Source organism: Noviherbaspirillum sp. FW303-A3 (assembly GCF_058788695.1).
Genome location: NZ_JBYTAZ010000001.1, coordinates 552,776 through 578,626, shown reverse-complemented (window position 1 = coordinate 578,626; position 25,851 = coordinate 552,776). Strand labels below are relative to the sequence as shown.

Below are 25,851 nucleotides of genomic sequence, written 5' to 3'. Positions count from 1 at the left end.
AATGGCTGCGGTGATCTATACATTCTGCACATTCTCGGCTTTCGTTTGTAGCATGCTCTTGTTACGCGGGTACGCCCGGCGCGGACACGAGATCTTGCTGTGGAGTGGCTTGTCGTTCGTCGGGTTGACCGGCAGTTATCTCTTGCTGGTTGTCGACCGGCTGGTGTTTCTGCAGGTGGACATATCCGTCTGGCCGGCGCTCAGCGCAATGCTTGGGCTATTACCGCTGCTATATGGCTTGATTTGGGCCGAGCATTAACCTGTGTGCCGAAAGAAAATGGGGCGGGCAGCATTAACCCTCCGGTACGGACTGTGTCCGCACCGTGGCTACACGTCCCGAGATGGGCTATATAACGTAGCGGCCTGAGATTTGGGGGTGGAATGGAAGCAGTGTTGTGGGGCTTGGCTTGGTTTGGACTCGCGTTTGGCGGCACGGCTGCCGCACTTGCAGGCGGTGCGCTGGCACTCCGCGCGCTGCTCCCCGAGCATCATCCCGGTCGCGTTCGCCTGCTGTCCCTGGCACACAAGGCACCTGATATCGCGGCAACGATTCTGAATGTCGTGCTGTGGGGCCTTATGGCCGCGTTCGGCGTGCTAACAGTTGTGCTTTCCTAATACGCGGCTGGTCCGGTATGAAGGGAGGGCGCAGGCTGTGCACCGGCTGCATAGAGGTGGTACTGCATGGCAAATATAAACGTGAGATTGAGGGTGGCGCAGGTCGCGTCGCAAACATGGAATGAGTTCAGATAACGAAAGAGAAGCGGGTAATAACGGACGCTATGACGTTCCTCGCGAACGGCGCCAATGGCTGCCGTTCAGCCTCGCGGTGCTGGTCCATGCAGGCCTCGCCGCGGCGTTCTGGTGGGGCGCGCACGGACATGCGGACGCGACTGACTGGAGCTTGGCGCCGACGATCGGTCAGGACATGAAGACGAAGGCTGTGCCTGCAGTACAGCCTGCGATCAAGCTATCGACATCTGACATGCCGGCTATTGACACCCTACAGTTCCGTGCGCAAGTGCCGCAACCCGCACAGACATTGCAGACGGCGCTAGCCGCCCCTGAACCCACTGTCGAACGTGCTCTCGCGCCCAAACCTGCAACTGCGGTCAAGCGGTACGCTTCAACGCGACCACAGGAAACCATGAGGAGTGCGGTAAAGCCATCCGCAGGCAAAAAGCAGTTAGCTCAGAAAGCACAAGCTGCCCCTAAGAGGGAGCGCACCCAGTTGGCCAAACGCGATAGGGAGGCGACGAGCAAGTTGACGGTCGCAGACAAGAAGCGACAACAGCGAACGACTGCGAACGCACGGCAATTAGAGCAATTACGTGAGGCGGAAATGCGACGTATCACCTCCGGCAGCGTAAGCGCCGGATCCGGCCACTCGAGAGCGGTCCCGCGCACCGATCGTCAGGCAGCAGGATAAAAAAAGGCGGCTTCCAAGGCTAGAATAAACATTAATTAATTATTGTAAGTCATTAATTTTACTTGATAATGAGCATGATTTTGCTACACTGCAAGCCTGAGATTTTCAGGTGTAAAACAGGAGTAGTTATTCATGCTCGGGTACGTGCTCGCAATTGTGATTGTGCTGGCGCAGGTGCTGCTAACGCCTACTGAAGCGTGGAGCAAAAGCGCTACTAGGGACGGTGCGACGGCACGCTCCGTCAAGGCACAAAAGGCAGTTGCGACCAAGCGGGCTTCCATTCGGCGCGTCCCTAGGAAAGCCGTGCGCGAGAACCCGGCGCCGCGCGTGAAGGCGACAAGGGCAAAAACCGGCAGAACTGTCGCGGTGAAGACAAAAGCCGTGCGCGTACAGCGTCAAACAGTTCATCGGCATGCGACGCGCGCAACACTTGCCCGACCTTGGCGATCGCAAGTGGTTGTGCGTCCAAGGGCTACCATGAGTGCGACGGACCCACCGAATCTCAGTTCAAACTCCGCATTTATTTTCGATCCCCAGCGTTCCGAAGTCCTATTCGAAAAGAATGCGGACGAAGTCATGCCTATCGCGTCGATTACGAAACTGATGACAGCACTGGTCGTGGTCGAAGCCGGGCAAGATATGGATGAAGTGTTGACCGTGACCGCAGCCGATGTCGACCGTCTTAAGCACACGTCGTCGCGCCTACGCGTTGGCGCGCGGCTGACACGCGCCAACATGCTACAGATCGCATTGATGAGCTCGGAGAACCGTGCGGCATCCGCATTGGGGCGTCATTATCCGGGCGGATTGCCGGCGTTTGTTGCAGCCATGAACGCAAAGACGAAGGCGCTAGGCATGCTCCATACGCGGTATGTGGAACCGACCGGACTGTCTAGCCAGAACGTATCTACCGCCAACGACCTGGCAAAACTAGTGATGGCGGCACAGGCGTATCCGGTTATCCGCCGCTATTCTACCCAGCGCGAATATGCGGTGGCTCCGGGCGGCCCGATACTACAGTATCGGAACTCCAACCGACTTGTCGCAAGCTCACAGTGGGACATTCTTCTGCAGAAAACCGGTTATATCGCCGAGGCAGGGCGCTGCCTGGTAATGAACGCGAGAATCGATGGACGTGCGATCGTGATGGTGTTTCTTGACGCTAAGGGCAAGTTTTCACGGGCAACTGACGCCGGGCGCGTCCGTCAATGGCTGGAACGCCCGCAGATGTGAGATTACAGACGGCCGGAGACAACGCGGGAATGCGTCTTCCTCTCGCCGGCTATGCTACCGTCAGCGGACTTCGGGCGATGAGCCTGCTTGTTTTGACACGGCGATTAGGCGGGTGCGTACCTTCTCTAACTGTGTCTTCACGCGTTTTGCGTTTTCCGGCCCCATGCGCATCATCAGCTTATGGCCGGCCGATGCCTGTTGCAACTCACGGTCGGCAAACTCATACAGCACGCGCGGTTGCACCACGCTTATCCGGGCGTCCGGTTCCGGCGCGGCAAGCAGGTGATCGATTACATTGACTAGGCGATCATTGAAGTATTGCGTCGGATATCCGAGTTCCTGGTACGCCTTCTGAAACAATGGGTAAAACTGGAGGTAGATGGCGACCAGGCGATCCGGATCGATAGTTTCAAGCGCACGTAAATAGGAGTGGTAGCGTCGCTCGTTGTTCGCCGAGATGCTGAGCTGCTGTCCTTGTGTCGCTGTTTGGAACGCGCCTGGCACTGGCTTGATCGGACGCATCCGTTCAGATACCTCTTCTCTGGGCAGATTGTCGACTGTCACGACGATGTTCCTGACAATCCGTTCCGCGCGCATTATTTGTCCTAGACTTTGTTGCAGCGTCAATACCTCGGTCCAAAAGCTGTCATCGCTCTGGTCCAATTCCGGCAGGGTGACCGCAGGGGCGGCAGGTACCGGCAACGGGTACGCAATCGCGGGACCAGTCCTTTTCTCCGGTTCGCTGACAGGTTCGGAAGTCACCGATTCTAGTAATTGCGGTGGAATGTTTTGCTCCCAAAGCAGCGCAATTGCCCCAATTGCAATTATGCTCAGGCTGATAATCCAAAGAAAGACACGTTTCATGGTGGTCCCACTGTCCGGTAACGCGATTAAATCCCTGCTTTCTGCTTATGCCGGGTGGACGATCTGTCGAGGACAGCGGCACCAGGTGTGCTTGCGGCAAAATGTGCACCGAGCCAAAGTTGCATTCCAGTCGGAATCATCTGCCAAGACTACATGCCCTAAACCGACTTTCGGATGTTGTGAATGAGCCAATACCATAGCGTAGCGGAGCCTTCTTAGAGGAACCTTAATTTGCCGAATAACAAAGCGGCCGCTTGGAATGCGCGGGGCCGACCTGCGTATGCGCGGAAGTTCTTCCAGCTTGCAGCGCCATGCGTCCAGCGTACAATCCCCACACCTTAAGGCCGCCTGGCGGACACCCAATCCTTACACAACGTGACTGGTGATGAAGATCTTATTGGTTGAAGACGATCAGATGATTGGCGAGAACATTCAAATTGCCTTGGAGCGAGAGGGTGTCGATGTGCATTGGGTAGAGGACGGCGTTGCGGCAGAAGATGCATTAAGCGCCGGAAGCTATGAGGCAATGCTGCTCGATCTTGGACTGCCATCGAAGGATGGACTGGAAGTATTGCAAGGCGTGCGTGCGCGCGGAAGCAATATCCCAGTCCTGATTATTACCGCACGCGACAGCGTGGCCCATCGAGTGCTTGGGCTCCGAAGTGGAGCGGACGACTATCTGGTCAAGCCATTCGACTTCGAGGAGCTGGACGCCCGGTTGCAGGCATTAATCCGGCGCGCGCGAGGTGGCGGTGACCTAATTTTTCGTGCAGGAAACGTTGTAGTTAACGCGATCACGCGGGAAGTCATGGCCGATGGCCGCCAAGTAATTCTTTCCGGACGCGAATGGGCATTGCTCGACGCACTCATTGCACGTCCTGGGGCCGTTCTGTCGCGGCAGCAGCTCGAGGAAAAGTTGTATGGTTGGTCTGCCGAGGTGGAAAGCAATGCGGTCGAAGTGTATGTGCACGGTCTGCGCAAGAAACTCGGCACACAGTTCGTGGTCACTGTGCGCGGCGTCGGCTACAAGGTCGACAAGTCGTGATGCCGTCACTGCGGCTGCGGCTGCTGTTGCTACTCGGGACTGCCATTCTCGCTGCCACAGCGCTTCAGTTTATTGTTTCGCTGCGTGCAGCCACACAGCAGGCTGACAAGTTATTTGATTACCACATGCAGCAAATCGCGTTTGCGTTGCAAGACAGTGGTTTCGACCAACGCAGCGCGTACGCTGTACAAGGCGCCGAACAAATCGGATTCGATTTCGTGATTCAGATATGGACCGAGGATGGTGCACGCGTGTACCAGTCACGGCCATACCGCGCGCTGCCGACACAAGGGCAGCTCGGCTATTCGAACGTACTGCTCGACAACGGGGAGTGGCGTGTCTATGGCACCAAGAACGACAAACGAGTGATCCAGGTCGCGCAAAAGCTTGATACGCGGAGGCAGCGCGCGGTGTCGATCGCACTTAGTTCAGCTTGGCCAATTGTGCCCATCGCGTCACTGCTCGTCATGGCTGTATGGTGGGTGATTACCTCTGCGCTGCAACCACTGAACAGGATCGGTCGTGAGCTTGCGGGCCGTGATCCGCGTTCTCTCGCACCCATTTCAACCGATGGAGTGCCGCGGGAGGTGACCTCGTTAGTTGCGGAACTGAACTCACTGTTGGAACGGACCGGGCAAGCGCTACGGTCACAACAGGAATTTGTGACCGATGCCGCGCATGAACTTCGCTCGCCGCTGACCGCACTGAAATTGCAGTTGCGAACTTTGGCGACTTCCCGAAACGACATTGAACGAGAACAAGCGATTCTACGGTTGCAAGGCGGGACCGAACGCGCAGCACGGCTGGTTGAACAACTGCTGACGCTGGCGCGCCAGGATCCGCTTGCCGAGCCAATCAGTCATGCCCCAATCCAGCTGCAGCGCTGCGTTGGATTGGCCCTTGCTGACGTATCGGCGCTTGCGGCGGCTAAAGGTGTGCAAATTGCCTACGCACCCGGACCAGACGCAGAGGTACTGGCCGAGGTGGAGGATTTGCGTGTGCTCGTGCGTAACCTTGTCGACAACGCCGTACGCTACAGCCCGACGAATAGCACGGTACGCATCGACGTCGATCGTGATGAAAGTCACGCGACATTGCGCGTCACCGACGCCGGTCCCGGGATTCCTGCTCAGTGGCGGCCGCGCGTCTTTGATCGATTTTTTCGGGTCCCCGGTACTGCGCCAACGGGCAGTGGGCTAGGGCTGGCGATCGCAAGAGCGATCGCGGAGAGACATCGATCGACGTTAGCGTTGTACGATGCGCGCGGCGGCGGCCTGGAAGTACGGGTTACTTTGCCACTGTATCGGCACGCTGCGCATCTTCAAGTCGTTGCCGCTAATCTCGTGACCGAGGCAGGGAAAAAACACCACCCGCGAGAAAGCTCTTAAGGTTTATCTAAGGAAACTAGGGCATCATGGGATGCATAATCTACGGGAAGCGGACTTGGAGCGCGTTCGCGCTGATGCAAGTCAGAGTCACCGGTATCGTCAACGCTGGTTGATGCAGTCAGCGACGCCGATTTGCTAGTGCGCCCGGTTGGCATCTCGTTTCCCGAGGCTTGGTTCTCCCTGGGGTCCATTCCTATTTACCCGCCGGGAGTGGACCCCGTTTTTGGGGGGGGGGCAGCGCAAAGTTGTTCAGGTGATAGGAATCGCTGTTCGGCCCCGCGCCCGGACGGCGTTGTTGTAAGTCGTGCGCGCGGATTTCACTGAAGCCTCAAAGTCGTAACGTGGTCACGATCAGACCTTTTTCAGCCCCCATACCAATGGGGGCGTTTTTTTATGCGTCGCGTTTGTACTTGGCCCAGGGTTGGTTGGAGGCGGTGCCGCGCCTATTCTCAGTAAAGCAGTGAAAAAAAGCCCGCGCCAAAAAATGGCGCGGGCTTCGCTTGTCTCCCCCCACGTCAAAAGGGTTGGATTCTTCTTTTTTATTGCCAGTGCATTTTGCAACAATTAACCAAAGATGGGAAGGGTTGCACGTTGCCGAATGCGGTACTGCATACCGCGGACGAACCGTTCACTGTGCTGGGGACCCGCTTCCATATGCCATTTAAGCGGTCATTAAGTTTGACCGGGCATTATGCTCCCCGCTCCGTGTTCGTCGGGTTCCGTCGCGCGCTGTGCCGCTGAACTCACGAGTTCGTAGTGAACTTCGATCTGCGTCACGATCTCCGCTGGCGAATGTGGTTTGATCAACACGGCGCATGCATTCTTGTTTCTGCCGTGCTGTCACGTGGCAGCATGCCCAAGCAAGAACAATGATTAAGTAATGGAGTGCGAATGCCTGATTTTTACCGTGACGCCGAACTTCTTGTCTGGCCACTTGCGATTGCACTTGCATGGGCGATCGGAGAAGTAGGACACCGCTGGAGCGGCGTGCCACGCATTAGTATCTATAGTTTGGTCGGTTTCATGTTCTCTCACGCGCAAACCGGCGTTCTGCCGCGGCCAAGTGATGCAACGGTCAGTCTGCTTGCCAACATTGCATTCGGACTGATCCTGTTCGAGTTCGGATACCGCATCAATCTCAAGTGGCTTCGATTGAATCCGTGGATAGGTATTACTGCTGCTGTTCAAGCAGCGGCGATTTTTTGCGCAGTGTACTTCTCTGCCAGCGCAATGGGAGTGGCGCCGCTAATCGCGATGCTGCTTGCGTCCCTGGCAATCGCGTCGTCGCCGGCCGAGTTGCTGCGCGTCGTGAATGAACAGCGCAGCGGGGGGCAGGCTACCGAACGGACGCTGCATCTTGCAGCGATCAGTTGTTTTGCAGCGACCTTCGCATTCAATATCGTCGTTGGACTGTGGACCTTCCAGACTTCGGGAAGCCTGTGGCAAGCGGTATCGAGCAGCCTGCTCGTGCTCATACTGTCGGCGGCAGCCGGCATCCTGTTTGGGATGGCAGTGCCTGCGGCGCTGCGTCAGCTTGGTGCGATCGAGCACAACGGAACGATCGCGTTCGCGCTGGCCGTGATACTGCTTACCGCGGTTACCCATACGCTTAAGGGGGCGCCGATCCTCGCTGCATTGACCTTTGGCGTCGTCGCTCGTCACCGCCGTCTCTTACTTGGGCAAACACAGAGAAACTTCGGCGTTCTCGGCGACATTCTCGCTGTCCTGCTGTTCGTCTTTATTGGCGCCAGTCTGTCGTGGACACGCATCGCAAGCGGATTGGACATAGCGCTGGTATTGCTAGGCGTGCGGTTTCTGGTGCAGGTAGCAGGCGTGACACTGTTTGCGCGAATCGGAGGCACCACCTGGCGCAAGGGGGCACTGACAGGACTTGCACTATCGCCGATGTCGGTGTTTGCAGTGGCGATACTGGTGCAAACCCGGCATGCAGGCATCAACTTGATGGATCAGCTGGCGCCGCTCGCCGCAGCCACGTTTCTATCTGCAGTCGCCGGCCCGGTTCTGGCGCAATGGGCGTTCAAGCTGAGCGGCGAGACTACCACTACCACCACACACTGACGCGATGCCACTACAACCTTTTTCTCAGTCGCGGCCGCTGACACTCGGTGTCGAGCTGGAATTGCAGCTAGTTAGCCTAAGCGATTTCGACCTGGTCGAAGCAAGCCCGGACATGCTCGATCTCCTGGGCCGGAAACCTTTTCCTGGCAATGTCGTCCCCGAAATTACGGAGAGCATGATCGAGGTGTCGACCGGGATCCATGAGAGTCACGCCGGTCTGCTTCAGCAACTGCACGATATCCGTGACGCTTTGGTGCGCGCGGGCGATTTGTTGAACGTTGCGGTATGCGGCGGCGGCACCCATCCATTTCAGCAGTGGTCCGAGCGCAGGATCTTTTCCAAACCACGCTTTCAGCAGGTGTCGGCCTTGTATGGCTACCTGGCCAAGCAATTCACTATCTTCGGGCAGCACGTGCACGTGGGTTGCGCGTCTGGCGACGAGGCACTGTTCCTCCTGCATGCCTTGAATCGCTTCGTACCGCACTTCATTGCACTGTCTGCGTCATCGCCTTACGTCCAGGGGCGCGACACGCTTTTCAATTCGGCTCGGCTTAATTCCGTCTTCGCTTTTCCACTAAGTGGGCGTGCGCCATTTCTGTTGCGCTGGGACGCGTTCGACCAAGGGTATTTCAGCCGAATGGAAGACACCGGGATCGTGAAAAGCATGAAGGACTTCTATTGGGATATCCGACCCAAGCCGGAATTCGGAACCATTGAACTGCGGGTGTGCGACACGCCACTCACAGTGGACCGCGCTGCGGCACTCGCCGGTTACCTTCAGACACTGTGCGCGTATCTGCTTGATCGCATGGAGCCGATGCCGGAAGAAGATGACTATCTCGTCTACAACTACAACCGGTTCCAGGCTTGCCGTTTCGGCCTCGAGGGCAGCGTGGTGCATCCGAAGAGCCATGAAGGCATCCTGATTCGCGACGATATACAGCGCACAATAGCCTGCCTGGAGCCGACAGCAGCCCGGCTTGGCAATGAAGCTGCTCTTGAGCAGATACGCGCGATCTGCGCGATTGGCTGTGATGCCACCTTGCTACGCGACGCACAACTCGAGACCGGCAGCGCTGAAGGTATGGTAGCGGTTGCGATCGAACGCTTTCGTACTAGCTAATGAGCGGGCATGCAAGGGAGGACCGCCGTCCTAAGTTTCCGCTAAGTTCAGGCTAAGCTTACTCTAAGCCAACGACGGTATATTGACTGCGACGTGCGAGCAATATTGAGTTCCACGGAGGAGCCTTATGTTTCAGTACATTGTAGCGACCGTTGCATGCCTTGTTTGTGGTTCAGTCCATGCGGATGCGCCGGAGCGCAGTACGAGGGTGTACTACACGTATGCAGCGCCAAAGAAGCCAGAACCTGTGGCAGCGGAAAGGGCGGTTGCAAAGCAAAGCGGCAATCGCCAACCGGCACGCACGAAGCAATCCGCACCTAAGCCGGGTGGTACGCTGCAGCCACGCTGACGGCCATGACTGTGCATGCACTTCGTGCCATAGCACCGTTAAGGAAAGCAGGAGCTTTTCTGAGCGGTGCGTGTTTTCGAAAAATCGCCGTGGGCGGCGCTGCCGCCGTGCTATCGGTGTCCTGCTGGTGTTCGTCATCCGTTGATTCGGTCGACCATGAACGTAACCTGGCGCGATCATTGCCATCGCTGGCGGAGCCCGATTCGGCATCGCAAGACAGCCAGTTTATCTTGAACGAGAATCAACTGGAACTGGAACTGGAACACAGCACCGATATCGGTATATGGAGTGCTGCTTTCGCCTTTGCTGACCCGAATGCCTATGTTGTCGAGGGAAATTACGGCTTCACGCTTTCCCACAGGCGCGCCCGCGGGTTGCACTTTGCGTACGGACAGCATCGTCAGGAAATTGTGCTCAGCGAAGCATTTTCCCTTGGACGTACAACAATGCTTCGGCTAATGCTCGGGCATGCTCGGGAGGCGGATGAACTTGGAGGCGACCGTTCAGCGGAACCTTCCGTGCGCCAGATCCGCGCTGTGGAGGCAAAGCGATGGATGGCGATTGGGACGCACGCTTTGGTTGCGACATTGGCAGCACATGGCGGCGAAACTATGTCATACGTTCAAGAGCTAACGGACGGCATGCCGTCACTCTTGGAGCCCGCGTCGCCGGATACACTGGCAAGCCCGCGCCAGGGAGCCGCGGCGACGTTGTCCTTCGTACCGCGCACGCAGGCATTCCGGGTGGATGTCGGACTAGCTCGTCAGAAATACGAGGATCTCGACGGGCATGATGGCCGGTTTTCAACAAATATCTACTACTTGCGCGCGGCGAAAACGCTGCGTCAGTGCCGAAGCCTTGACATTGAGTTTCGCAGAAGAGAAGGTCATCATGACTTCGCAGTCCTGTTTAATACTCAGGGCTGGCGCCTCGGCCTAACCACTGCCCAGGCCGCGGGACAGTCGCGTCCGGATATGGCAGTCATGGTGGCGGTCGAGCTTCCGCTCGATCAGAAAGAACACGTGGCCACTTGCGAAGAGCGACAGCCAATACAACTTGAAAGAAGGGATTTGATCGATGCGGTGCGGGTGTCACCGGTTTCTTTTTCTCTTATCCGGCATTCACAGTCGACTGCCTAAACGCGGCAGGGAACACGTCGTCCAGTCTGGATATTTAAACACGCTACGATGCAAATCCTTGTTTCGTCCTTCCGACTTAGGCGTCATCTACGTTTTTGTCCTGCAAAATGTCCTCGACATACCACATCTTTGTCATGACCATGACGGCTGCCGTCAGGGGCGTTGCCATAATGACGCCGAGTGCACCGGCCAGAAATCCAAAGAGTACTTGGGCGGCGACGGTCAAGGCGGGGGGCAAGTCGACCAACCGTTTTTGCAATAACGGAGTGAGGATATAGCTTTCCAGAGTTTGGATTGCTGCATAGAGGCCGAGCACAAGCATGACTTGATCAAATCCGCCAACCAACGCAATGAGCACCGCAGGAATGACGGAGATGATTGGGCCGAAGTTCGGAATGAAGGATAGGAGCGCGGCAATAATCCCTAACACCAGCGCAAGGTCAATGCCGATTAGCCAAAGGCCAATCGTCGTCAGAACGCCTATGGCAAGCATTTCGACCAGTTTTGCAATGAGCCAGGATGCGAGAGTTGAACGGGTCGTCTCAAGAACTTCCTTCGCTCGGGTACGCCCTTGTGGCGGAACAAGATAGACCAATCCACTTACATAAACGCGAGGAGTGATTGCGAGAAATATCCCGAGTGCCAATGCAAACACAAGGTTGCCTATCGCGCCGAAGGTCGAAGAAAAGAGCTTGCCAAACACACTCACAGCTTTTGAACCGGATGGAAGGGCATCCTCCAACTGTTTTTTCTGGTCAAGAACTCTGTTTGCCCATTCGTGCTGAAGTAACTGTTGCTGAAGGTCGCGAATTGCCTTAGGAACCCGTTCCGCCAATTCGCTGGCCTGATTCGATACATCGGGTGCGACCAGCCAGATAAACACGCCGAGCAGCAGGAAGGGTGAAATAATTGCAGTGGCTCTCGACCACTTCTTTGATAATCCAGTCTTGTCATGAAGCCATTCGCTCATTGCATGAAACAGAATGGCGAGTAGCAGACCGGCAAATATCAGCAAAAAGACCTCGGCAGCATAGAGAATCAGAAGCACAAGCAAAACGACTACGGCGACGACGCTGGTCTGAATCAGTGTCTTAACGGCGAGGTCCCTTCCGTTCACTGCATGCCTCCTTTTCGATATGCACGAAACAATACGATAGTGGTCTGTTCGATGTGCGCTCTACTAGCCTTGATACTTTAATGTTCTCCCGCAAAAACATTGGTTGCTAGCACCATTCGCCGTTTTCTCCTTACAGTCGGAGACTATGCTTTATGTTCTGGCTATACACCATTTGATATTCAATTAAAGAGATTTGAGCGCGCGCTGAGCATGGTCGGTGCGGAGTGATTGTGCAAACATCTAAAGTCCGCAAACCAATGATGCTGAGGCGGCTCTCGTCCTTCACAAGCAACTCTTTTCTTGTCGCAGTTCTGGCTCGCTAGAAGGCTTTTTGCCTGCTCAGCGACCAGAACAAATCCTGCTAGGCTTGACGACCAGGGATCAGCCTTATCTGGACGGCTTGACCAACGCGTCGACCACATGGATAACTCCATTATCCGCTGCAATGTCGCTGAGGATGACAGAAGCGTTTTCCACTTTCACCAGACCGTTGTCGGACTCCAAGGAGATCTCGCTGCCGTCAATGGTTTCTGTTTTTCCCGGCTTGATTTCAGAGACGACGAGTTTGCCAGGCACGACATGGTCGGATACGGTATGCCTTGCGGTTATCTTGTCGGACATCAGCCGATCTCGTTCTTCGCCCGAAAGCGACAGAAAGGCGGAGTTCGTCGGGGCAAATACGGTGTACGGGCCTCCTTCTTTCAGCACATCGTCCATTTCGGCTGTCTGGACGACTTGCAAAAACGTGTGTATTTCTCTGGAGTCCCCTGCGACGTCGACCAGGTCCTGGGCAGTGGCAGAATTCAGGCCGGCGACCAGAATGAGAAAAAGTGAAATCGTGAACTTCATGGCTACTCCATGTCGTCAAGTCGCAGAAAGAGAACCAAAAGCAAGGTTGCAAGTTTTGGATCCAAAGTACTAGCCGGTACATTGAAGAAGGTCGTTCGTTTTTGAACGAGCTTAAGCTCCTTCGTTCCCCCAACCTTGCAAAATGACAAGAAGGCACGTTGACTTTCCGCGCCAAGAGCCAATTTGTTGAAGCCGTCGCAGCCACTTGGCACGCTTTTGTTGCAATGATTTCTGAGCAATCCGGTCAAACAGACTCATCACACGTATTTGTGAAGAATCGGGAGATGAAGCAACGACGAGTACATCATTGGTGGACCAAGTATCTGCCGACACAGGAAAGTCTTGTCACCTACCGTTTCCTGAGTCCGTTCCGCCACGTTCTCGACCATGAAGGACTCTGGCAGTTCAATCAGCGTTCGGTCGCCGGTGGTGTGGCGATCGGGTTGTTCTTTTCCGTCGCCTCTCCGGTCGCACAGATACTGCTAGCGGCGATCACCGCGGCTTTACTCAAGGTAAATCTTCCGGTTGCCGTGTTCGGAACATTTTTTTCGAATCCCCTGACGACGCCTGCGATTCTGTTTTTCGCATTTCATCTTGGCGCACGCCTTGTCGGCCACGAAGCGCCTGCCGAGGAAGTCGTCGCCACGACTGACATTTCATCGTCCGAAACAGGTTACCTGGAAGGAGTCGCAGAGTGGGTGCTCCATTCCTTTGCGTGGATTCAGTCGGCAGGATGGCCGCTCGTGGTTGGCCTGGGTATCTTGTCCGTCTTGCTGAGTGCAGCCGGGTACATTCTCGTCAGTGCCGTGTGGCGAATACAGGCAGCGTTACGCTGGCGTGCCCGATGCAAGGCGCGCAACGACAAACGGGGCTAGGCAAACGTAGCGTTCACCCAGTTCTGTCCTCTCGAGCACAAAACGTCTATTCAGTCGCCGCCCCCGGTTCTGCGACGGTTTCCAACCTTGCAACAAGCAACCGGTCGATTCTGTGCCGATCCATATCCATCACCTCGAACCGGTATCCGTTCCACGCAAAATGCTCGGATACCGTAGGGATATGGCCTAGCTGGGTGAGTACAAAACCCGCCAGGGTATGGTACGCGCCCGCGGCTTCCTCGGGAAACTGGAGGTCCGTGTTAAACAGATCGCGGAAGCGGTCAAGGGAGATGCCGCCATCAATGAGCCAGGACCCGTCTTCGCGCTGCACCGCATCGGCTTCATGCGCTTCATCATCGACCATCGATACATCGCCTACCAGCGCGCCCATCACGTCGCTCAAGGTGACCATACCTTCGATCTCCCCGTACTCGTCAACGACAAGGGCAAGTTCGGCACGGTTCTTCTTCAGTGTCTCCAGCAGGTCCATCGCACTGACAGACTCCGGTACGTAAAGTGCCGGCTTTACCGCTTTTTCGATATCGACGCTGGAAATGGATTGTCCGCGAATCGCTTGTTCAAAGAGGTCGCCCGTGTGAACAATGCCGATCACATTGGAACGGTCGACGCGATAGACGGGCAATCGGCTAAAGGGGCTGTCTGCGATCCTCGTCAAGGTCTGTTCGAGCGAATCATCCAGATCAATGAACTCCAGATCTGTGCGTGGCGTCATCAGCGCGCCCAGGCGCTGGTCATCCAGGCGCAACGCACGTGTAACGATGTCATGCTCGGTGCGCTCGAACACGCCTGCATCCGTTCCTTCCCGGATCATGCCGGTGATTTCTTCCTCGGTCACCGAAGCATCCTTCGGCTGATGCAAGCCGAGCAGGCGCATGATCGCTTCGGTTGTGACCGTCAGGACCTTGACGAAGGGCGATACGATGCGCGACAGCCACTGCATGGGCGCAGCGATCATGGTCGCTACTGTTTCGGGATACTGCATCGCAATCCGCTTCGGTACCAGCTCGCCGAGGACGATGGAAGCAAAGGTAATTCCGATGACAACTACACCAAGCGCGATCTCTCTGGCGAATTCGGCCAGCATCGGAACAGTCTCGATTTGCGGGGCCAAACGGGCAACCAGGGAGGCTTCGCCGAAAGCACCGTTAAAAATGCCAATCAGCGTGATGCCGACTTGTACCGTGGAGAGGAACCGGCTCGGGTGGTCGGCGAGCTGGAGTGCGGCAGTTGCGCCACGACTCCCATTATCGGAAAGGTTTTGCAGTCGGATGCGCTTGGACGAGACAACCGCCAACTCGGACATGGCGAACACGCCATTGAGGAGAATAAGTCCAAGGATAATTAATATATCCACTCTTGCAGAACGACACGGTTTTCCCGTCGGTTCCTGTAGTTAGAGGACCAATATTGTACTCCGGGCAAAGCGATGGAAGGCGATTGGGACGCATACGCTGGTCGCGACGTTGGCAGCCCATGTTGACGACGCCATTTCATACCATCAAGAGCTAATGGACAGTATGCCGTCACACTTAAAGCCCATGTGTCGGGTGCACTAGTACAGCTGCGGCGGGGGCATAGGTGCCATCTTGTCGCTAACTTCAGCCCTGTGGGCTTTCCGTCATTTGCTGGCAGTATTTCTCCAAATTCTCCAGTAGGTCACTTGGGCAAACACCACATTGTTTGTTGCCGGGAACCGCAAAATCTATAAACTTCGGATATGGAAGGTTCAGGTTTTTCATGATCTCCCTGAACTCGTCAATCGTTTTGTCGCCTCCGAGACGGGGATTGCGCTTTTTTTCCTGCGCAATCGTCGACACGAAGCGATCTTTGTAGTCGTGACCCGGGTACACAAGTGTGTCCGACGGCAAAGTGAACAGCTTTTCCCGTACGCTCTTGTACAGGGCATCGGCATCACCCTGCTGGAAATCGGTTCGTCCACAACCTTCTATCAGCAACGCATCGCCAGTAAATACACGATCCTGGAACACATACGCGAAATGTCCTGCAGTATGGCCCGGTGTATGGAGCGGATGTATAGCGATGCCCCCGACCTGCAGCGGTTTGCCTTCTTCCAGATGGAGGTCTGCACAGGGCACTTGTTCCGCCGACGGTACCGCAATCCTGCTTCCGACCCGGTTTTTCAGTTCTCTTGCCGCGGTAATATGGTCAGCATGCACGTGGGTATCGACACTGTAGGCCAGTGTCAATCCTAGCCTGTGCAACTCCGTCAGGTCGCGTTCCATCGAGGCAATCACGGGGTCGATCAAGATCGCCTGGCGTGTTTCATCGCATCCCAACAAATAGGTATAGGTGCTGGACAGCGGTTCGAACAACTGTCGGAATATCATTCCTGTCCTTCCAGAACTGTCATCTGTGTTCCAATAAGTCCTTCAGCGCATACTTCTCACGATCGATCTCGCCGCGAGTGCGCACGCCAAAACGGCGCAGTACCGGTAACGGCGGACACCATCCTTGCAACCCGTGTTGCAAAAGAAACGGGAGAACCACGCCAGGCAGGAAGAACCACTTGCGGTTGACGGCCAACCCCATTACCAGGCCGGTCAAGGCGAGCGAGGACGCATTCACCTCCAGCACGCGCTCCACATCCCACTCTTTGTCCAACGCCTCGATCCGCCGAATAATATCTTCTCGGCTCCGGTGGCAATGCTGAGTGATACTGGCATCAATTTCGCTGTCGATCTTCTGGTTGAGCTCAAACGCCGTTGAACGGCGGACCCGGTCGGCGCTGGCGCTGGTGGGATCCTCTGCGTATGCAACACCCATTTCAGGCTCCAATCTGGCCTAGTTGATGTTAAATTCCATATAATATTTTTTGTTTATCTGATGAGGCACCCTGACAAAAGTTCAGGCCAATCCGATCCTGTAAATATTGCGCAACCTGATTACAGGCGCATTCCTCATCCGCAATTTGCCAGCCAATAAGTTAACCAAAATGAATACCGTATTGCCCGACGAGCAGATCGACCTTGAAGCCTTGCAAAAAGCAGCGGGAAAGGCCTGCGCACTATTGAAGATCCTGGCCAATCCTGATCGCCTGTTGTTGCTTTGCCAGATGAGCCAGGGAGAATATGCGGTCGCCGAACTGGAAGCACTGACTGGCATCCGTCAACCGACCCTGTCTCAGCAATTGACGGTACTGCGTCAGGAACAGCTGGTCGCGACTCGCAGGGAAGGCAAGCAAATCTTTTATCGCATCGACAGCATGGAGGCGCTGGCGGTAATGAAAACCCTGTACGAGCTGTACTGCGGCGATAAGGGGAGCCGCAAGGGCCGCCGAATCTAACAGCGCAACTGCCCCTCCGGCTCACCTGATCCCTCATTGCTTGGCGTTGCAAAAACAGCCCCCTTCATCCCACTCAGCGATAACGCAGGTTGACGCAATCGCAATTAGAGGCTGCAATTCGCTAGCTGGCGGACGAGAACTGGTCAAATGCAGCAATCGCATTGGCCGAGTACATCAGCGACGGTCCGCCGCCCATATAGACGGCCATCCCGAGCGCCTCTTCCACTTCCGCCTTGCTCGCGCCGAGTTGGACCAGCGCTTTGGCGTGGAATCCAATACAGGCGTCGCAATGCGCGGCCACACCAAGGGCAAGCGCGATCAGTTCCTTGGTCTTTTTATCCAAGGCTCCATCCTTGGTCGCCGCACGCGCCAGTTCATTGAATCCTTTCATTACGTCCGGAATGTCGCTGCGCAAGGTGGCGAGGTTCTGCGAGACCGACTGGGTCAGTTCGCGGTAGTTTGGAGGAAATGTGCTCATGTTTTTCTTTCTCGATGTACGTCTAAGACTACTTTAGTTGCGTGTTTTGCAAGTGCGAATGCCAAACGGCAATACGCCGGGCAAAAGCGGAAGAGACCGGTTGCTAATGGAATGGCACCGATCCAACCCCAAGGGCCAATTTGCTCCAGCAGTGTCGCGACGATCAGACCTGCGCCAACGGTAATGCGAGCAACACGGTCGATGCTGCCGACATTGGTTTTCATAATTTTCCTTTCATAAAAGAGATATTTGTCCGTGTGTTGAGTGGCTCAACAACGCGCCAGTCATTTCGGTGTGCCAAACGCTCTATTGAATTATATATTCAATAAATATATAATGTAAAGCATGAACACGAAGATGGCGCAGGAAATGATTTCTGACACTGAACAAACCAATATCAAGGATCTGCAGGACACGGCAGAGAAGGCATCTCGCCTCCTAAAGGTGCTGTCCAACTCGGACCGGTTGCTGTTGCTATGCAGGCTGAACCAGGGAGAGCTGTGCGTAGGGACGCTCGAGACGGAAACAGGTATCCGTCAGCCGACGCTATCGCAACAGTTGACGGTGCTCCGCGAGGAGCAGCTTGTGGCCACACGGCGCGCCGGGAAGCAGATTTTCTACCGTATCGAAAGTGAAGAGACGCTGGCCGTCATACAGGTGTTGCACCGGCTGTATTGCGGCGACAGTGAAAAGGCGTAAGGAGGCAGGAAATGACGATTGACTGGACAAACTTCACACCGTGGTCTTCCCTTGCTGGCGGACTGCTGATCGGGTTGGCCTCAGCCATGTTCCTCCTGTTCAACGGCCGGATTGCGGGCATTAGCGGCGTTCTTGGGGGATTGCTGCGGCCGGCTTCAAAGGACGTGGGATGGCGGGTTGCGTTCCTGCTCGGCCTGGTTGTTGCGCCATTCGCATTCACCCAAATTGGCACCTTGCCCGACGTGCAGGTGGACGCAAGCTCCGGACTCCTGGTGGTAGCGGGGCTATTGGTCGGGCTCGGCACGCGGTATGGTTCCGGCTGCACCAGTGGGCATGGCGTTTGTGGACTGTCACGGCGCTCGCCCCGTTCCTTAGTCGCCACCGCGGCGTTCATGCTGACTGGATTCGTGACGGTCTATGTGACGCGTCACCTGATTGGATGAGGAGAACAGAATGCACATTGTGACGTCTTTTGCCGCCGGCCTGGTCTTCGGTCTTGGCCTGATACTTTCCGGCATGACGAATCCGGCCAAAGTGCTTGGTTTTTTAGACCTGGCCGGGAGCTGGGATCCTTCGCTTGCCTTTGTCATGGGCGGTGCGCTCCTGGTTGGGAGCATTGCCTTCTACTTTGCACAGGGGCGCGGCAAAACATGGATTGGTGAAACGATGCGCCTGCCAACAGCGATGCAGATCGATCGCCGTCTTGTCTTGGGCGGCCTGACGTTCGGCATCGGTTGGGGACTAGCTGGCTATTGCCCGGGGCCCGCATTGGCATCCATCGCCCAGGGCGGTGCCAAGCCGATGATTTTCTTCGGCGCCATGCTTGCCGGGATGGCGGCATATGAACTGCTGGAGCGAACTGGCGACTCGCGTTTGCACAAGGCAAACTGAACCATGCTGCACGGAGCATTCGGTTCGTACATGGAGTTGGAACGATGATCGAGGCGGTATTGGGGATTGCGATCGGCATCATCATGGCGTTTACCGGGACAGGCGGCGGCATCCTTGTTGTTCCTTTGCTCGTTCTCGGCGCACAACTCTCTTTTCCGGAGGCGGCGCCGGTCAAGCGTCTAACCCTTGGCATCGGTGCAGCAATGGGAGCGATATTGGTCTTAATGCCGGCATCGTTCGCTGCAAGGCTGAAATGGTCATGCCTGCCGCAGGAGTACTGTTCGTCTTGCTCAGAGTCGACTGGGCCAAATCAAGCCGTCCAGTCGACAGTCTGAGCGAGCCAAACGCGCGGTTCCCCGTAGCCACTATTCCTGGCGGGTTTGGCAAAGAGAAGACGTTGGCGAGAATATCTTGAGTGGCTTCTGACGTCACGCAGAGTCATGTCGCAGCTAGCGTGACTTTGCAAGAGCGCTATCGCGTCGCGTTCTGACAAACATACTGGCATCTATACACCGGTCCGCTGAATGTTCTTGCTCTGCCGCCGGCTATCTAGAGCGCCCGACGCTGCCGCCCTGAGCAGCCGCTGAAAGGTCGGACACTCCGCGTGGCTGGGCGCCCCGCATGCCGCGGCGTGCCGTAGTCCTCGACTCACCGCTCGCAGCTGCTTGATGGTCTGGTCGATATCATCGGCCTTGGCTGTGAGCAGTTGCCGATTGATTGCCGGCCTGCCATTGGGCGACAGCATGGAGCCGATTTCGTCCAGCGACAAGCCGGCGGCTTGGCCAAGGGCGATCAATGCCAGCTGATCCATTACACCCGGGGCAAAGCGGCGCCGCGCGCCTTGCCGGCCAACTGACGCGATCAACCCCTTCTTTTCGTAGTAGCGCAATGTCGAAGCAGGAACGCCCGTGCGCTTGGCGACTTCAGCAATATCCATGGCAGTAATCACCCCTTGACTTGAAGTTGACTTCAACTTCTATAGTGTGCTCATGAACATCATTAGTCAACCAAAAGGAGTGCTGTCATGTCAGTCGCTGAAACCATTGCACGGGTCGTTCTCGTTGGAGTCGGAGCCACCGTTGTCATGGATGCCTGGCTCATGCTGTTGAAGCGAATGGGTGTCCAGACGCTCAATTTCGCGTTCATCGGCCGATGGGTGGGACATCTCTTTTGCGGCACGTTCGCCCATCATTCTATTGCGAAGGCTCAATCCATTCCTGGTGAACTCGCTTTGGGCTGGATGACCCATTATGCGGTCGGTGTTGCGTTCGCAGGCATGCTCGTCGGACTGAATGGTGTCACGTGGATGCAGAATCCGTCGGTTCTGCCTGCCCTCGCCGTGGGCTTGTGCACGGTTGCCGTCCCATTGTTCGTGATGCAGCCGGCCATGGGCCTGGGCTTCGCGGCATCCAGAACGCCGGCCCCTTTGAGGAGTTGCATGCGCAGTTTGACCAATCACATGGTCTTTGGCCTAGGCCTCTATCTCTCCGCGGTCGTCATTGAATGGATTTCCCGATGACGACGCTGGCCCCTTTCATGGAAATCGAAACCTTGCATGGAACTGGAACAATGAAAAAACTCGCCATCATCTACCATAGCGCCCACGGGCATACCGAACACATTGCAGCGCACGTCTTCGAGGGGGCGACGAGCGTCTCGAACACCGAAGTGCACCTGCTGAAGGCCGAAGAACTTGTGAAGGCGCCCGAGACGTTGCTCGACTACGACGGCTACTTGTTGGGATCACCGACCTACCTGGGGGGCGTATCAAGCCAATTTAAGGCATTCATGGACGCTACCGGCCGTCTATGGCGCTTGCAACAACTCAAGGGCAAGCTGGCAGCCGGCTTTACCGTATCTTCGCTGCCGGCCGGAGACAAGCAGTCGACACTGTTATCGATGTTCGTGTTTTGCATGCAGCATGGCATGCTCTGGGTAGGCAACCCCATCCTCCCGGAGCAGCATTCCGGCGTTCCGTACGACGAAGCCGCCAATCGGCTCGGTTCGTGGTCGGGCCTGATGGCGCAGGCTGGGCACGGCGCCTCTGCCGACTCTTTCGTCGCGGGCGACACCAAGACGGCGCGGATGTTTGGGAAGAATTTCGCGGAAACACTGCACCGGGTTGCCGTTGTCGCCACCTACGAGCCCCGGGAGGTCTTCGCATGATCCCCGAGAAGTATGGTCCTGTGCTGTTCGGAGCGATTCTTTCCGGACTCATGTCCCTGCTGGTTTCCGGCATCTCGACGTACCGTGCTATCGGTCCGGCAACCAGCTTCCTGCCGCTTTGGGTTAGTGTGTGGCTGTCCGCCTGGCTAGTGGCGTTTCCGGCCGTCCTACTTATTGCACCGCTTGCCAGAAAGGTGGTGCAAAGCTTGACCGCAAAAGATTGACGGAAGTCCGGCAGTCTTGAAGACTCGCTTTCGAGCATTTCAATGTTTGTCGTGGGCAAATGGCGGCCGACTGAATCCGGTAGCGCGTCGGGTTTCGGCTGTTTGTATTCGTTTAACCAGGAGCCGTCTATGGTCGCTCCTCTTTTGTTTCAACCGTGCGGTGCCCGCGCAAATGGTTCGATATGCGAATTTAATCGCGGCGATGAAAATCGGCGAGTGCCCGGCTGGCGAACATGCTGATCATCACCGGTGCGGCCGACAACATTAGCGGATGCAGCGTGACGGGGAGTACGAGCGCCAGCACCGCCGCGCAGGCGGTCATGATGGCGGCGCAGATATGCAAGGCAAACACTTCCGGGTTGTGCTGCACGAACACCTTGGACTTGACGATGCGCATCAGGTAGCCATCGAATAGGGCCGCCAGCATGAACACCAGCAGCGCCGGCAGCGACTCGACCAATACGGCCAAGCGGTAGGTCGCCAGCGCAAGCAAGGTATCGATCGAGCGAAAGTAGGGATTGTTGAACAGACGATGGTTGACGTCTGCCATCTGATTTGCCACCGTCACGTCGACCGGACCGGGCGCGGGTGCATCCGTTGCAATGGGGATCGGACTGGCCTGTTTTGCCGTCGCTTGCCAATCGAGCATGCGGGACAGGATACGCAGCGCATGGTCGTGCCCCCAGAATTCGACCGTCAATGCATGTTCCGCGCGCAAGCGATCGATGAAACTTTCCGACGGATACTCAGATGGCAGGTACAGCACCAGGAAGAGCAGCGCCACCAGCGACGCGGTCGAGACAATGCGGATCATGCCGGCACTCCGCCAATTGGTTTATCGTGATCGGGATCCAGGATCGGAAAGCGTCCCTTGATGATGCGCCCGCCCGATACCGACGCGAAGTATTGCAGGTTCGGCAGCTTTCCCAGGATGTCGGCCGGGATGAGTTCTTCCATGCTTTCTGTCAGCTGCGATGAGTAAGCAGCGGTAAAGTCGCCCAGATGCGCATCCGACGCATTGTTCAAGCCGACACGCAGCGTATGGATCGCGGTTTTGCCGAAAGTCTCGACAATGAAATCCTGCGTAGGGCGATCCTTGGAACGCAACGCGATCAGGTTGTTAAGGTTGCCCAAGGCCATGCGCGCAGCATCCTCGCTGCCTAGCCGCTTGGCCAGGTCGGCCAGCGTCTGCATTGCGCAGGTGGTGAAGATTCCGCCTTCCGCGCCCTTGTTGAGGATCTCGATCAGCGGCTGGTTGATCACGTTCGACACCTCGTCGACAAACAGCGCAATGCGCCGGTAGCCGCCCAGGTTGTAGCGCATGCCGGCACGCGCGGCCAGGTCTGCCAGAGACAGCGCGCCGATCGCCGACGCCACTGACGGATCAGGAAGCGAGTCGAGGCACATGTAGAGCACATGGCCGCCGCGCTCGATCTTCTCGAAATTCATGATCGCCCGCGCATCGCCGGCATCGAACGGATCGGGAGACAAGCTCATGCCCAGATCGCCGGAGGTCAGCATCGACAGGATCGGCAGCAGGTTGGCGGTGATCTTCTGGTAATGCTCGCGGTTGTGGCGGAACGTGCGCACTTGCGAGTCGATGACCTTGTTGCGCTGGTTTTGCGGCACATGGTGTTCATAGAATGCGACGAAGGCAAGCAGGTCGATGCTGGCCGCTTCCGACGGGCGCTTGAGATTGCCGCGTTGCGCATCGCTCAGCAATTTCTTCATGTCCGGCTGATCGCGCCAGGCCGACCCGATGATGGCGTCGAAAAAGCGGCGCAACGAGGCTTCCAGCACCGGCTCGATGCCGCCTTCGATGTATTTTGTCAGCTTCATCAGATTCGGCCGCTGCTCCAGTTCGACCAGTCCCTGGACAACGACGTTGACCGCGTCCCAGCCGAATGCGGAAAACGCGCCGGCGGTGTCGGGCGGCATGATCGACTGAATGCGCGACGCGATCTCGGTCGGCTTTTGCCAGTTGAAGGTGAAGTCCAGGCGCACGCCCATCTCAGGGAACGCCGGGTGGAATTCCAGGAAGGCATGCGGATCCCGGTAATCTTCACAGGCCCGGATGACCGCGCGTTTCAGGCGACGGCTGTTCTTCGGGTCGATCACGACCACGACATCGCCGCGGCGGACCGCTTGCGTGATCAGATTGGCGAGCGCGACGCCCTTGCCGGATTGGGTCGTGCCGACCAGGAGCGTGCCGCCTTCGAAGTTCTGCAATGGGCGGTAGAGCGCTCGCTCTCTCGGCTCGACGCCGTGGATGTAGGGCAGGCCGATCTCGCTGTCGGGTTGCGGATTGACTTCGATACCCAGGCAGCGCAGCAAGGCGGGCGATACGGCATAGTCGCGGTAATTCACCTTGGCAAGTTCATACAGGCGCTGCGAATGGAGCGGCGTCCATTCGAAGCCGAATCCCAGAAACACTTGTTCGGGCTGCTTGCACAGCTTGTTCAATTCCCTCGTGGTGACGACCTGCATTGCCCGTCCCGACAGCGAGGCGTGCACGATCAATATCCGCAATGCCTGGTGCATGCGCAGACCGGCCATCCACAAGCACAGCATCGCCACGGGACCGGTGAAGCGCCATGGTAGTTCATCCCGGACCGCGACGATAACGAACACGATCAGGGCGATCAACCAGGCGGCACTGGCGTAGGACTCGTACGCGCGGCGCCAGGGCATCTCGTATTTGCGGATCAGCATGTCGCACCGTCGGCGTCTGGCACGTCGAAATTGGCGGGATCGAGTCCAGCGACGAAGCAGGGGTTGAGCAGCAGGCCGACCTTCTGTTCGCCGCCGAAATCGCGGGTCATGGTGTGCGACTGGGTGCCGGCAGGTCGCACCAGCATCCTCACCTCGGTTAGCGCGCGCAGTGCCAGCGAAGGTTCGATGTTGCGCCGCTCGAACTCGGCGAGCGGGATAAACAGGCCGGAGGAAACCGTGCAGGTAGCGATGTCGGGGCCGACTCGATTGAGCGTGTCGACGATTTGTATCAGCGCATCGCGCACCATAGGGTTCAGCCGCATGGGGGCATCGAGCCTGAATTCGGGTATCGCTAACGCCAGTTGGGCAGGCGCAGCGTCATTGGCGGTCGGAACACGGGTTGCGGCGTTGTCCGCGTCACGTGGCGGCGGCGCTGCGGCAGCTTGCTCGGTCATACCGGGTTCCGCCTGCGGCTCCGGATTTTGTTCGATGGGCAGCGAAAGTTGTGGCGACGTGGAGGGTTTCCGGCTAGTGGTGGCCGGCGGCTTCGCCGGCTCAAGCGGACGACACAACGCGATGGCAAGCGGTAGCGGGACCGGATCGAGACCGGCGAACAGGATCGCGGACGACGACAGCTTGACGGCCTCGATCGTCGCCTTGCTTTCCGGCGGAACGATCTGCCACGTCGCTTGGGCAGCATCCTTGGGCTCGAACACGCCGGCCGCCACCAGAATTTCCAGCATCGTTTCAGGCGCTTTCGGAATTCCGGGCAACTGGTCGGATTCCAGAAGCTGGCGGATTTCCGCTGCCGCGTTCGGCCAGACCAGGAACACGCCGTCGCTGCCGAACCAGACGCGCGAGCGTTCTGCGTTGGGGCGCCAGGCCGAGTTGCTGACAACCAGCCGGCGCACTGCGTCGACCAGGTAGCGCTCCAGATGCGAACCGAGTTGCGGTGTGCCGTAACGGTCGGCGCTTGCCTGCAGATAGCGATCGATGACGAGTGCCACCGAGCGGCGCACCAGCTCGTCGAGGATATTGTGTTCCCGATAGAGCGGCATGCCGGAAATGCTCGCCATCATGTGCGGCACGATGACGGAATTACCGGTGGCAAGGTGCTGCAATACCTCGCTCGGGACCACATGCGGCAAGGCGAATAGCCCCACGGTGCGGGTTTCGTGGACGTTGGGCCGCCACTTCAGAAAATAGCGTGCGACCTGGTGCCGGGCCAGCCAACCCGACAGCGGCAGCAGGTAGGGCTGCCATTCATCGCCGTGCTCATTGGTGACGATGACGTGGCACAGGGTCCGATGGATTTCGCAGCATAGCCCGGCAATGAAGGTGGCATGCCGCCAGCGCGGCTCCAGGTGGCGGCGCGTCGTGATCGTGGAGCGGCCGGAAAAGATATGGCCGTCCGTGCCCTGCAGGCTGAAGAACGCCACTTCCAGGCCCATGCGAAGCAGTCCCCCGGGCGCGTTGAAGTAGTTATCCGGCGTGGCGGGAAGCAGGTGGACGAATGCCGCATAGCGGCGGATCAGGGAAAGGAGATCCTCCTCAAAGTTGGCGCGGTCCATGCCGTAGCACACCTTGATACGGTCGATCAGCTCTTGATGCGCGCCGAGCACTTCATCGATTGGCTGGGCAGGAATGCCGGGATCGACCGGCGGATAGGCGGCAACGTGCGCGTGCGCGCGGTTATCCGCGGAAGGCGGCGGGTTGGCGTTCGCAACGGGCCCGGCCATGCGCTGCAGGCCGAGGCGGCCCAGAAGGAAATCGAAACCATGCATGCGTGCCCCGGAGCCTGATGGAAGTTCCGATTCTTGCGCGGAGCAGACCGGGCGTCCAACAGAAATGGGCCGCTTGCAATGCCCT

General features: G+C 57.2%; 30 protein-coding genes. 18 read left to right on the top strand and 12 right to left on the bottom strand.

Annotated features, from left to right (window positions below):
- Position 1: 1 nt before the first annotated feature.
- The 4 genes from AC3WOY_RS02790 to pbpG all read left to right on the top strand — a co-directional run bounded on the left by AC3WOY_RS02790 (position 2) and on the right by pbpG (position 2,659).
- Positions 2-259, top strand: a complete 258-nt coding sequence (locus AC3WOY_RS02790) for a DUF5985 family protein (protein WP_492420852.1) — start codon at positions 2-4, stop codon at positions 257-259.
- A 122-nt stretch (positions 260-381) separates the two neighbouring features.
- The gene (locus AC3WOY_RS02785; protein ID WP_492420851.1) at positions 382-615 is read left to right on the top strand and encodes a hypothetical protein; all 234 of its coding nucleotides are present in this window, start codon (positions 382-384) and stop codon (positions 613-615) included.
- Between the two features lie 121 nt (positions 616-736).
- Positions 737-1,426 (top strand): hypothetical protein, encoded by a 690-nt coding sequence (locus AC3WOY_RS02780; RefSeq protein WP_492420850.1) that lies wholly within the window; start codon positions 737-739, stop codon positions 1,424-1,426.
- 132 nt (positions 1,427-1,558) lie between these two features.
- Positions 1,559-2,659 (top strand): D-alanyl-D-alanine endopeptidase, encoded by a 1,101-nt coding sequence (gene pbpG, locus AC3WOY_RS02775; RefSeq protein ID WP_492420849.1) that lies wholly within the window; start codon positions 1,559-1,561, stop codon positions 2,657-2,659.
- Between the two features lie 60 nt (positions 2,660-2,719).
- Here pbpG and AC3WOY_RS02770 read toward each other — a convergent pair whose 3' ends face one another.
- The gene (locus AC3WOY_RS02770) at positions 2,720-3,523 is read right to left on the bottom strand and encodes a DUF3014 domain-containing protein (protein WP_492420848.1); all 804 of its coding nucleotides are present in this window, start codon (positions 3,521-3,523) and stop codon (positions 2,720-2,722) included.
- Positions 3,524-3,908: 385 nt separating this feature from the next.
- Between AC3WOY_RS02770 and AC3WOY_RS02765 the strand changes: the two genes are divergently transcribed.
- The 5 genes from AC3WOY_RS02765 to AC3WOY_RS02745 all read left to right on the top strand — a co-directional run bounded on the left by AC3WOY_RS02765 (position 3,909) and on the right by AC3WOY_RS02745 (position 10,646).
- Positions 3,909-4,568: a response regulator transcription factor gene (locus tag AC3WOY_RS02765; RefSeq protein ID WP_492420847.1), complete on the top strand. Its 660-nt coding sequence runs from the start codon at positions 3,909-3,911 to the stop codon at positions 4,566-4,568.
- Positions 4,568-5,956 carry an ATP-binding protein gene (locus AC3WOY_RS02760; protein ID WP_492429157.1) on the top strand — a complete coding sequence of 463 codons (1,389 nt, stop codon included), beginning with the start codon at positions 4,568-4,570 and terminating at the stop codon, positions 5,954-5,956. Before AC3WOY_RS02765 ends, AC3WOY_RS02760 begins: the two co-directional genes overlap by 1 nt.
- A gap of 891 nt (positions 5,957-6,847) precedes the next feature.
- Positions 6,848-8,035 carry a cation:proton antiporter gene (locus tag AC3WOY_RS02755; RefSeq protein ID WP_492420846.1) on the top strand — a complete coding sequence of 396 codons (1,188 nt, stop codon included), beginning with the start codon at positions 6,848-6,850 and terminating at the stop codon, positions 8,033-8,035.
- 4 nt (positions 8,036-8,039) lie between these two features.
- Positions 8,040-9,158 carry a YbdK family carboxylate-amine ligase gene (locus AC3WOY_RS02750; protein WP_492420845.1) on the top strand — a complete coding sequence of 373 codons (1,119 nt, stop codon included), beginning with the start codon at positions 8,040-8,042 and terminating at the stop codon, positions 9,156-9,158.
- 354 nt (positions 9,159-9,512) lie between these two features.
- Positions 9,513-10,646, top strand: coding sequence for a hypothetical protein (locus AC3WOY_RS02745; RefSeq protein WP_492420844.1), 1,134 nt, complete (start codon positions 9,513-9,515; stop codon positions 10,644-10,646).
- A gap of 76 nt (positions 10,647-10,722) precedes the next feature.
- Here AC3WOY_RS02745 and AC3WOY_RS02740 read toward each other — a convergent pair whose 3' ends face one another.
- Complete coding sequence (locus tag AC3WOY_RS02740) at positions 10,723-11,763, bottom strand: AI-2E family transporter (protein ID WP_492420843.1); 1,041 nt, start codon at positions 11,761-11,763, stop codon at positions 10,723-10,725.
- 387 nt (positions 11,764-12,150) lie between these two features.
- The gene (locus tag AC3WOY_RS02735) at positions 12,151-12,612 is read right to left on the bottom strand and encodes a fasciclin domain-containing protein (protein WP_492420842.1); all 462 of its coding nucleotides are present in this window, start codon (positions 12,610-12,612) and stop codon (positions 12,151-12,153) included.
- 158 nt (positions 12,613-12,770) lie between these two features.
- On the opposite strand from AC3WOY_RS02735, the gene AC3WOY_RS02730 reads away from it, so the two are divergent.
- Entirely contained in the window at positions 12,771-13,487 is a 717-nt protein-coding gene (locus AC3WOY_RS02730; protein WP_492420841.1) for a DUF2062 domain-containing protein, read from the top strand.
- Positions 13,488-13,533: 46 nt separating this feature from the next.
- Here AC3WOY_RS02730 and AC3WOY_RS02725 read toward each other — a convergent pair whose 3' ends face one another.
- The 3 genes from AC3WOY_RS02725 to AC3WOY_RS02715 all read right to left on the bottom strand — a co-directional run bounded on the left by AC3WOY_RS02725 (position 13,534) and on the right by AC3WOY_RS02715 (position 16,292).
- Positions 13,534-14,862, bottom strand: coding sequence for a hemolysin family protein (locus AC3WOY_RS02725; protein WP_492420840.1), 1,329 nt, complete (start codon positions 14,860-14,862; stop codon positions 13,534-13,536).
- Positions 14,863-15,106: 244 nt separating this feature from the next.
- Positions 15,107-15,856: an MBL fold metallo-hydrolase gene (locus AC3WOY_RS02720; RefSeq protein ID WP_492420839.1), complete on the bottom strand. Its 750-nt coding sequence runs from the start codon at positions 15,854-15,856 to the stop codon at positions 15,107-15,109.
- A gap of 19 nt (positions 15,857-15,875) precedes the next feature.
- Positions 15,876-16,292: a hypothetical protein gene (locus tag AC3WOY_RS02715; RefSeq protein ID WP_492420838.1), complete on the bottom strand. Its 417-nt coding sequence runs from the start codon at positions 16,290-16,292 to the stop codon at positions 15,876-15,878.
- 169 nt (positions 16,293-16,461) lie between these two features.
- Here AC3WOY_RS02715 and AC3WOY_RS02710 point away from each other — a divergent pair, with 169 nt between their 5' ends.
- Positions 16,462-16,812, top strand: a complete 351-nt coding sequence (locus tag AC3WOY_RS02710; RefSeq protein WP_492429155.1) for a metalloregulator ArsR/SmtB family transcription factor — start codon at positions 16,462-16,464, stop codon at positions 16,810-16,812.
- 121 nt (positions 16,813-16,933) lie between these two features.
- Here AC3WOY_RS02710 and AC3WOY_RS02705 read toward each other — a convergent pair whose 3' ends face one another.
- Entirely contained in the window at positions 16,934-17,290 is a 357-nt protein-coding gene (locus AC3WOY_RS02705; protein ID WP_492420837.1) for a carboxymuconolactone decarboxylase family protein, read from the bottom strand.
- Positions 17,287-17,514 carry a YgaP family membrane protein gene (locus tag AC3WOY_RS02700; RefSeq protein WP_492420836.1) on the bottom strand — a complete coding sequence of 76 codons (228 nt, stop codon included), beginning with the start codon at positions 17,512-17,514 and terminating at the stop codon, positions 17,287-17,289. Before AC3WOY_RS02700 ends, AC3WOY_RS02705 begins: the two co-directional genes overlap by 4 nt.
- Positions 17,515-17,635: 121 nt before the next feature.
- Between AC3WOY_RS02700 and AC3WOY_RS02695 the strand changes: the two genes are divergently transcribed.
- The 4 genes from AC3WOY_RS02695 to AC3WOY_RS02680 are packed head-to-tail and all read left to right on the top strand — an operon-like array spanning position 17,636 to position 19,215.
- Positions 17,636-17,989: a metalloregulator ArsR/SmtB family transcription factor gene (locus AC3WOY_RS02695; RefSeq protein WP_492420835.1), complete on the top strand. Its 354-nt coding sequence runs from the start codon at positions 17,636-17,638 to the stop codon at positions 17,987-17,989.
- Positions 17,990-18,000: 11 nt separating this feature from the next.
- Positions 18,001-18,432, top strand: a complete 432-nt coding sequence (locus AC3WOY_RS02690) for a YeeE/YedE family protein (RefSeq protein WP_492420834.1) — start codon at positions 18,001-18,003, stop codon at positions 18,430-18,432.
- 10 nt (positions 18,433-18,442) lie between these two features.
- A complete protein-coding gene (locus AC3WOY_RS02685; RefSeq protein ID WP_492429153.1) occupies positions 18,443-18,880 on the top strand; it encodes a YeeE/YedE family protein in 438 nt (145 codons plus the stop codon).
- A 44-nt stretch (positions 18,881-18,924) separates the two neighbouring features.
- On the top strand, positions 18,925-19,215 hold the full coding sequence (locus AC3WOY_RS02680) for a hypothetical protein (protein WP_492420833.1): 291 nt from the start codon (positions 18,925-18,927) through the stop codon (positions 19,213-19,215).
- Between the two features lie 170 nt (positions 19,216-19,385).
- On the opposite strand, the gene AC3WOY_RS02675 is transcribed toward AC3WOY_RS02680, so the two are convergent.
- Entirely contained in the window at positions 19,386-19,817 is a 432-nt protein-coding gene (locus AC3WOY_RS02675) for a helix-turn-helix domain-containing protein (RefSeq protein ID WP_492420832.1), read from the bottom strand.
- A gap of 87 nt (positions 19,818-19,904) precedes the next feature.
- On the opposite strand from AC3WOY_RS02675, the gene AC3WOY_RS02670 reads away from it, so the two are divergent.
- The 3 genes from AC3WOY_RS02670 to AC3WOY_RS02660 are packed head-to-tail and all read left to right on the top strand — an operon-like array spanning position 19,905 to position 21,270.
- The gene (locus AC3WOY_RS02670; RefSeq protein ID WP_492420831.1) at positions 19,905-20,399 is read left to right on the top strand and encodes a DUF2938 domain-containing protein; all 495 of its coding nucleotides are present in this window, start codon (positions 19,905-19,907) and stop codon (positions 20,397-20,399) included.
- Entirely contained in the window at positions 20,396-21,046 is a 651-nt protein-coding gene (locus AC3WOY_RS02665) for a flavodoxin family protein (protein ID WP_492420830.1), read from the top strand. The genes AC3WOY_RS02670 and AC3WOY_RS02665 overlap by 4 nt, the downstream gene beginning before the upstream one ends.
- On the top strand, positions 21,043-21,270 hold the full coding sequence (locus AC3WOY_RS02660) for a DUF2798 domain-containing protein (RefSeq protein WP_492420829.1): 228 nt from the start codon (positions 21,043-21,045) through the stop codon (positions 21,268-21,270). The genes AC3WOY_RS02665 and AC3WOY_RS02660 overlap by 4 nt, the downstream gene beginning before the upstream one ends.
- Before the next feature lie 190 nt (positions 21,271-21,460).
- On the opposite strand, the gene AC3WOY_RS02655 is transcribed toward AC3WOY_RS02660, so the two are convergent.
- The 3 genes from AC3WOY_RS02655 to mobH are packed head-to-tail and all read right to left on the bottom strand — an operon-like array spanning position 21,461 to position 25,766.
- Positions 21,461-22,084 (bottom strand): IncC plasmid conjugative DNA transfer DtrJ family protein, encoded by a 624-nt coding sequence (locus tag AC3WOY_RS02655; protein WP_492420828.1) that lies wholly within the window; start codon positions 22,082-22,084, stop codon positions 21,461-21,463.
- Positions 22,081-23,982 (bottom strand): conjugative transfer system coupling protein TraD, encoded by a 1,902-nt coding sequence (gene traD, locus AC3WOY_RS02650; protein WP_492420827.1) that lies wholly within the window; start codon positions 23,980-23,982, stop codon positions 22,081-22,083. Before traD ends, AC3WOY_RS02655 begins: the two co-directional genes overlap by 4 nt.
- Positions 23,976-25,766, bottom strand: a complete 1,791-nt coding sequence (gene mobH / locus AC3WOY_RS02645) for a MobH family relaxase (RefSeq protein WP_492420826.1) — start codon at positions 25,764-25,766, stop codon at positions 23,976-23,978. Before mobH ends, traD begins: the two co-directional genes overlap by 7 nt.
- Between the last annotated feature and the right edge of the window lie 85 nt (positions 25,767-25,851).

Excerpts from the sequence above, each read along its gene's own strand:
- AC3WOY_RS02695 (WP_492420835.1), top strand. The coding sequence starts at position 17,636 with ATGAACACGAAGATGGCGCAGGAAATGATTTCTGACACTGAACAAACC.
- AC3WOY_RS02750 (WP_492420845.1), top strand. The coding sequence starts at position 8,040 with ATGCCACTACAACCTTTTTCTCAGTCGCGGCCGCTGACACTCGGTGTC.
- AC3WOY_RS02685 (WP_492429153.1), top strand. The coding sequence starts at position 18,443 with ATGCACATTGTGACGTCTTTTGCCGCCGGCCTGGTCTTCGGTCTTGGC.
- AC3WOY_RS02780 (WP_492420850.1), top strand. The coding sequence starts at position 737 with ATGAGTTCAGATAACGAAAGAGAAGCGGGTAATAACGGACGCTATGAC.
- AC3WOY_RS02735 (WP_492420842.1), bottom strand. The coding sequence starts at position 12,612 with ATGAAGTTCACGATTTCACTTTTTCTCATTCTGGTCGCCGGCCTGAAT.
- AC3WOY_RS02745 (WP_492420844.1), top strand. The coding sequence starts at position 9,513 with ATGACTGTGCATGCACTTCGTGCCATAGCACCGTTAAGGAAAGCAGGA.
- AC3WOY_RS02710 (WP_492429155.1), top strand. The coding sequence starts at position 16,462 with ATGAATACCGTATTGCCCGACGAGCAGATCGACCTTGAAGCCTTGCAA.
- AC3WOY_RS02790 (WP_492420852.1), top strand. The coding sequence starts at position 2 with ATGGCTGCGGTGATCTATACATTCTGCACATTCTCGGCTTTCGTTTGT.
- AC3WOY_RS02720 (WP_492420839.1), bottom strand. The coding sequence starts at position 15,856 with ATGATATTCCGACAGTTGTTCGAACCGCTGTCCAGCACCTATACCTAT.
- AC3WOY_RS02690 (WP_492420834.1), top strand. The coding sequence starts at position 18,001 with ATGACGATTGACTGGACAAACTTCACACCGTGGTCTTCCCTTGCTGGC.
- AC3WOY_RS02670 (WP_492420831.1), top strand. The coding sequence starts at position 19,905 with ATGTCAGTCGCTGAAACCATTGCACGGGTCGTTCTCGTTGGAGTCGGA.
- AC3WOY_RS02700 (WP_492420836.1), bottom strand. The coding sequence starts at position 17,514 with ATGAAAACCAATGTCGGCAGCATCGACCGTGTTGCTCGCATTACCGTT.
- AC3WOY_RS02705 (WP_492420837.1), bottom strand. The coding sequence starts at position 17,290 with ATGAGCACATTTCCTCCAAACTACCGCGAACTGACCCAGTCGGTCTCG.
- pbpG (WP_492420849.1), top strand. The coding sequence starts at position 1,559 with ATGCTCGGGTACGTGCTCGCAATTGTGATTGTGCTGGCGCAGGTGCTG.
- AC3WOY_RS02755 (WP_492420846.1), top strand. The coding sequence starts at position 6,848 with ATGCCTGATTTTTACCGTGACGCCGAACTTCTTGTCTGGCCACTTGCG.
- AC3WOY_RS02785 (WP_492420851.1), top strand. The coding sequence starts at position 382 with ATGGAAGCAGTGTTGTGGGGCTTGGCTTGGTTTGGACTCGCGTTTGGC.
- AC3WOY_RS02675 (WP_492420832.1), bottom strand. The coding sequence starts at position 19,817 with ATGGATATTGCTGAAGTCGCCAAGCGCACGGGCGTTCCTGCTTCGACA.
- AC3WOY_RS02660 (WP_492420829.1), top strand. The coding sequence starts at position 21,043 with ATGATCCCCGAGAAGTATGGTCCTGTGCTGTTCGGAGCGATTCTTTCC.
- mobH (WP_492420826.1), bottom strand. The coding sequence starts at position 25,766 with ATGCATGGTTTCGATTTCCTTCTGGGCCGCCTCGGCCTGCAGCGCATG.
- traD (WP_492420827.1), bottom strand. The coding sequence starts at position 23,982 with ATGCTGATCCGCAAATACGAGATGCCCTGGCGCCGCGCGTACGAGTCC.
- AC3WOY_RS02715 (WP_492420838.1), bottom strand. The coding sequence starts at position 16,292 with ATGGGTGTTGCATACGCAGAGGATCCCACCAGCGCCAGCGCCGACCGG.
- AC3WOY_RS02770 (WP_492420848.1), bottom strand. The coding sequence starts at position 3,523 with ATGAAACGTGTCTTTCTTTGGATTATCAGCCTGAGCATAATTGCAATT.
- AC3WOY_RS02760 (WP_492429157.1), top strand. The coding sequence starts at position 4,568 with ATGCCGTCACTGCGGCTGCGGCTGCTGTTGCTACTCGGGACTGCCATT.
- AC3WOY_RS02680 (WP_492420833.1), top strand. The coding sequence starts at position 18,925 with ATGATCGAGGCGGTATTGGGGATTGCGATCGGCATCATCATGGCGTTT.
- AC3WOY_RS02655 (WP_492420828.1), bottom strand. The coding sequence starts at position 22,084 with ATGATCCGCATTGTCTCGACCGCGTCGCTGGTGGCGCTGCTCTTCCTG.
- AC3WOY_RS02765 (WP_492420847.1), top strand. The coding sequence starts at position 3,909 with ATGAAGATCTTATTGGTTGAAGACGATCAGATGATTGGCGAGAACATT.
- AC3WOY_RS02665 (WP_492420830.1), top strand. The coding sequence starts at position 20,396 with ATGACGACGCTGGCCCCTTTCATGGAAATCGAAACCTTGCATGGAACT.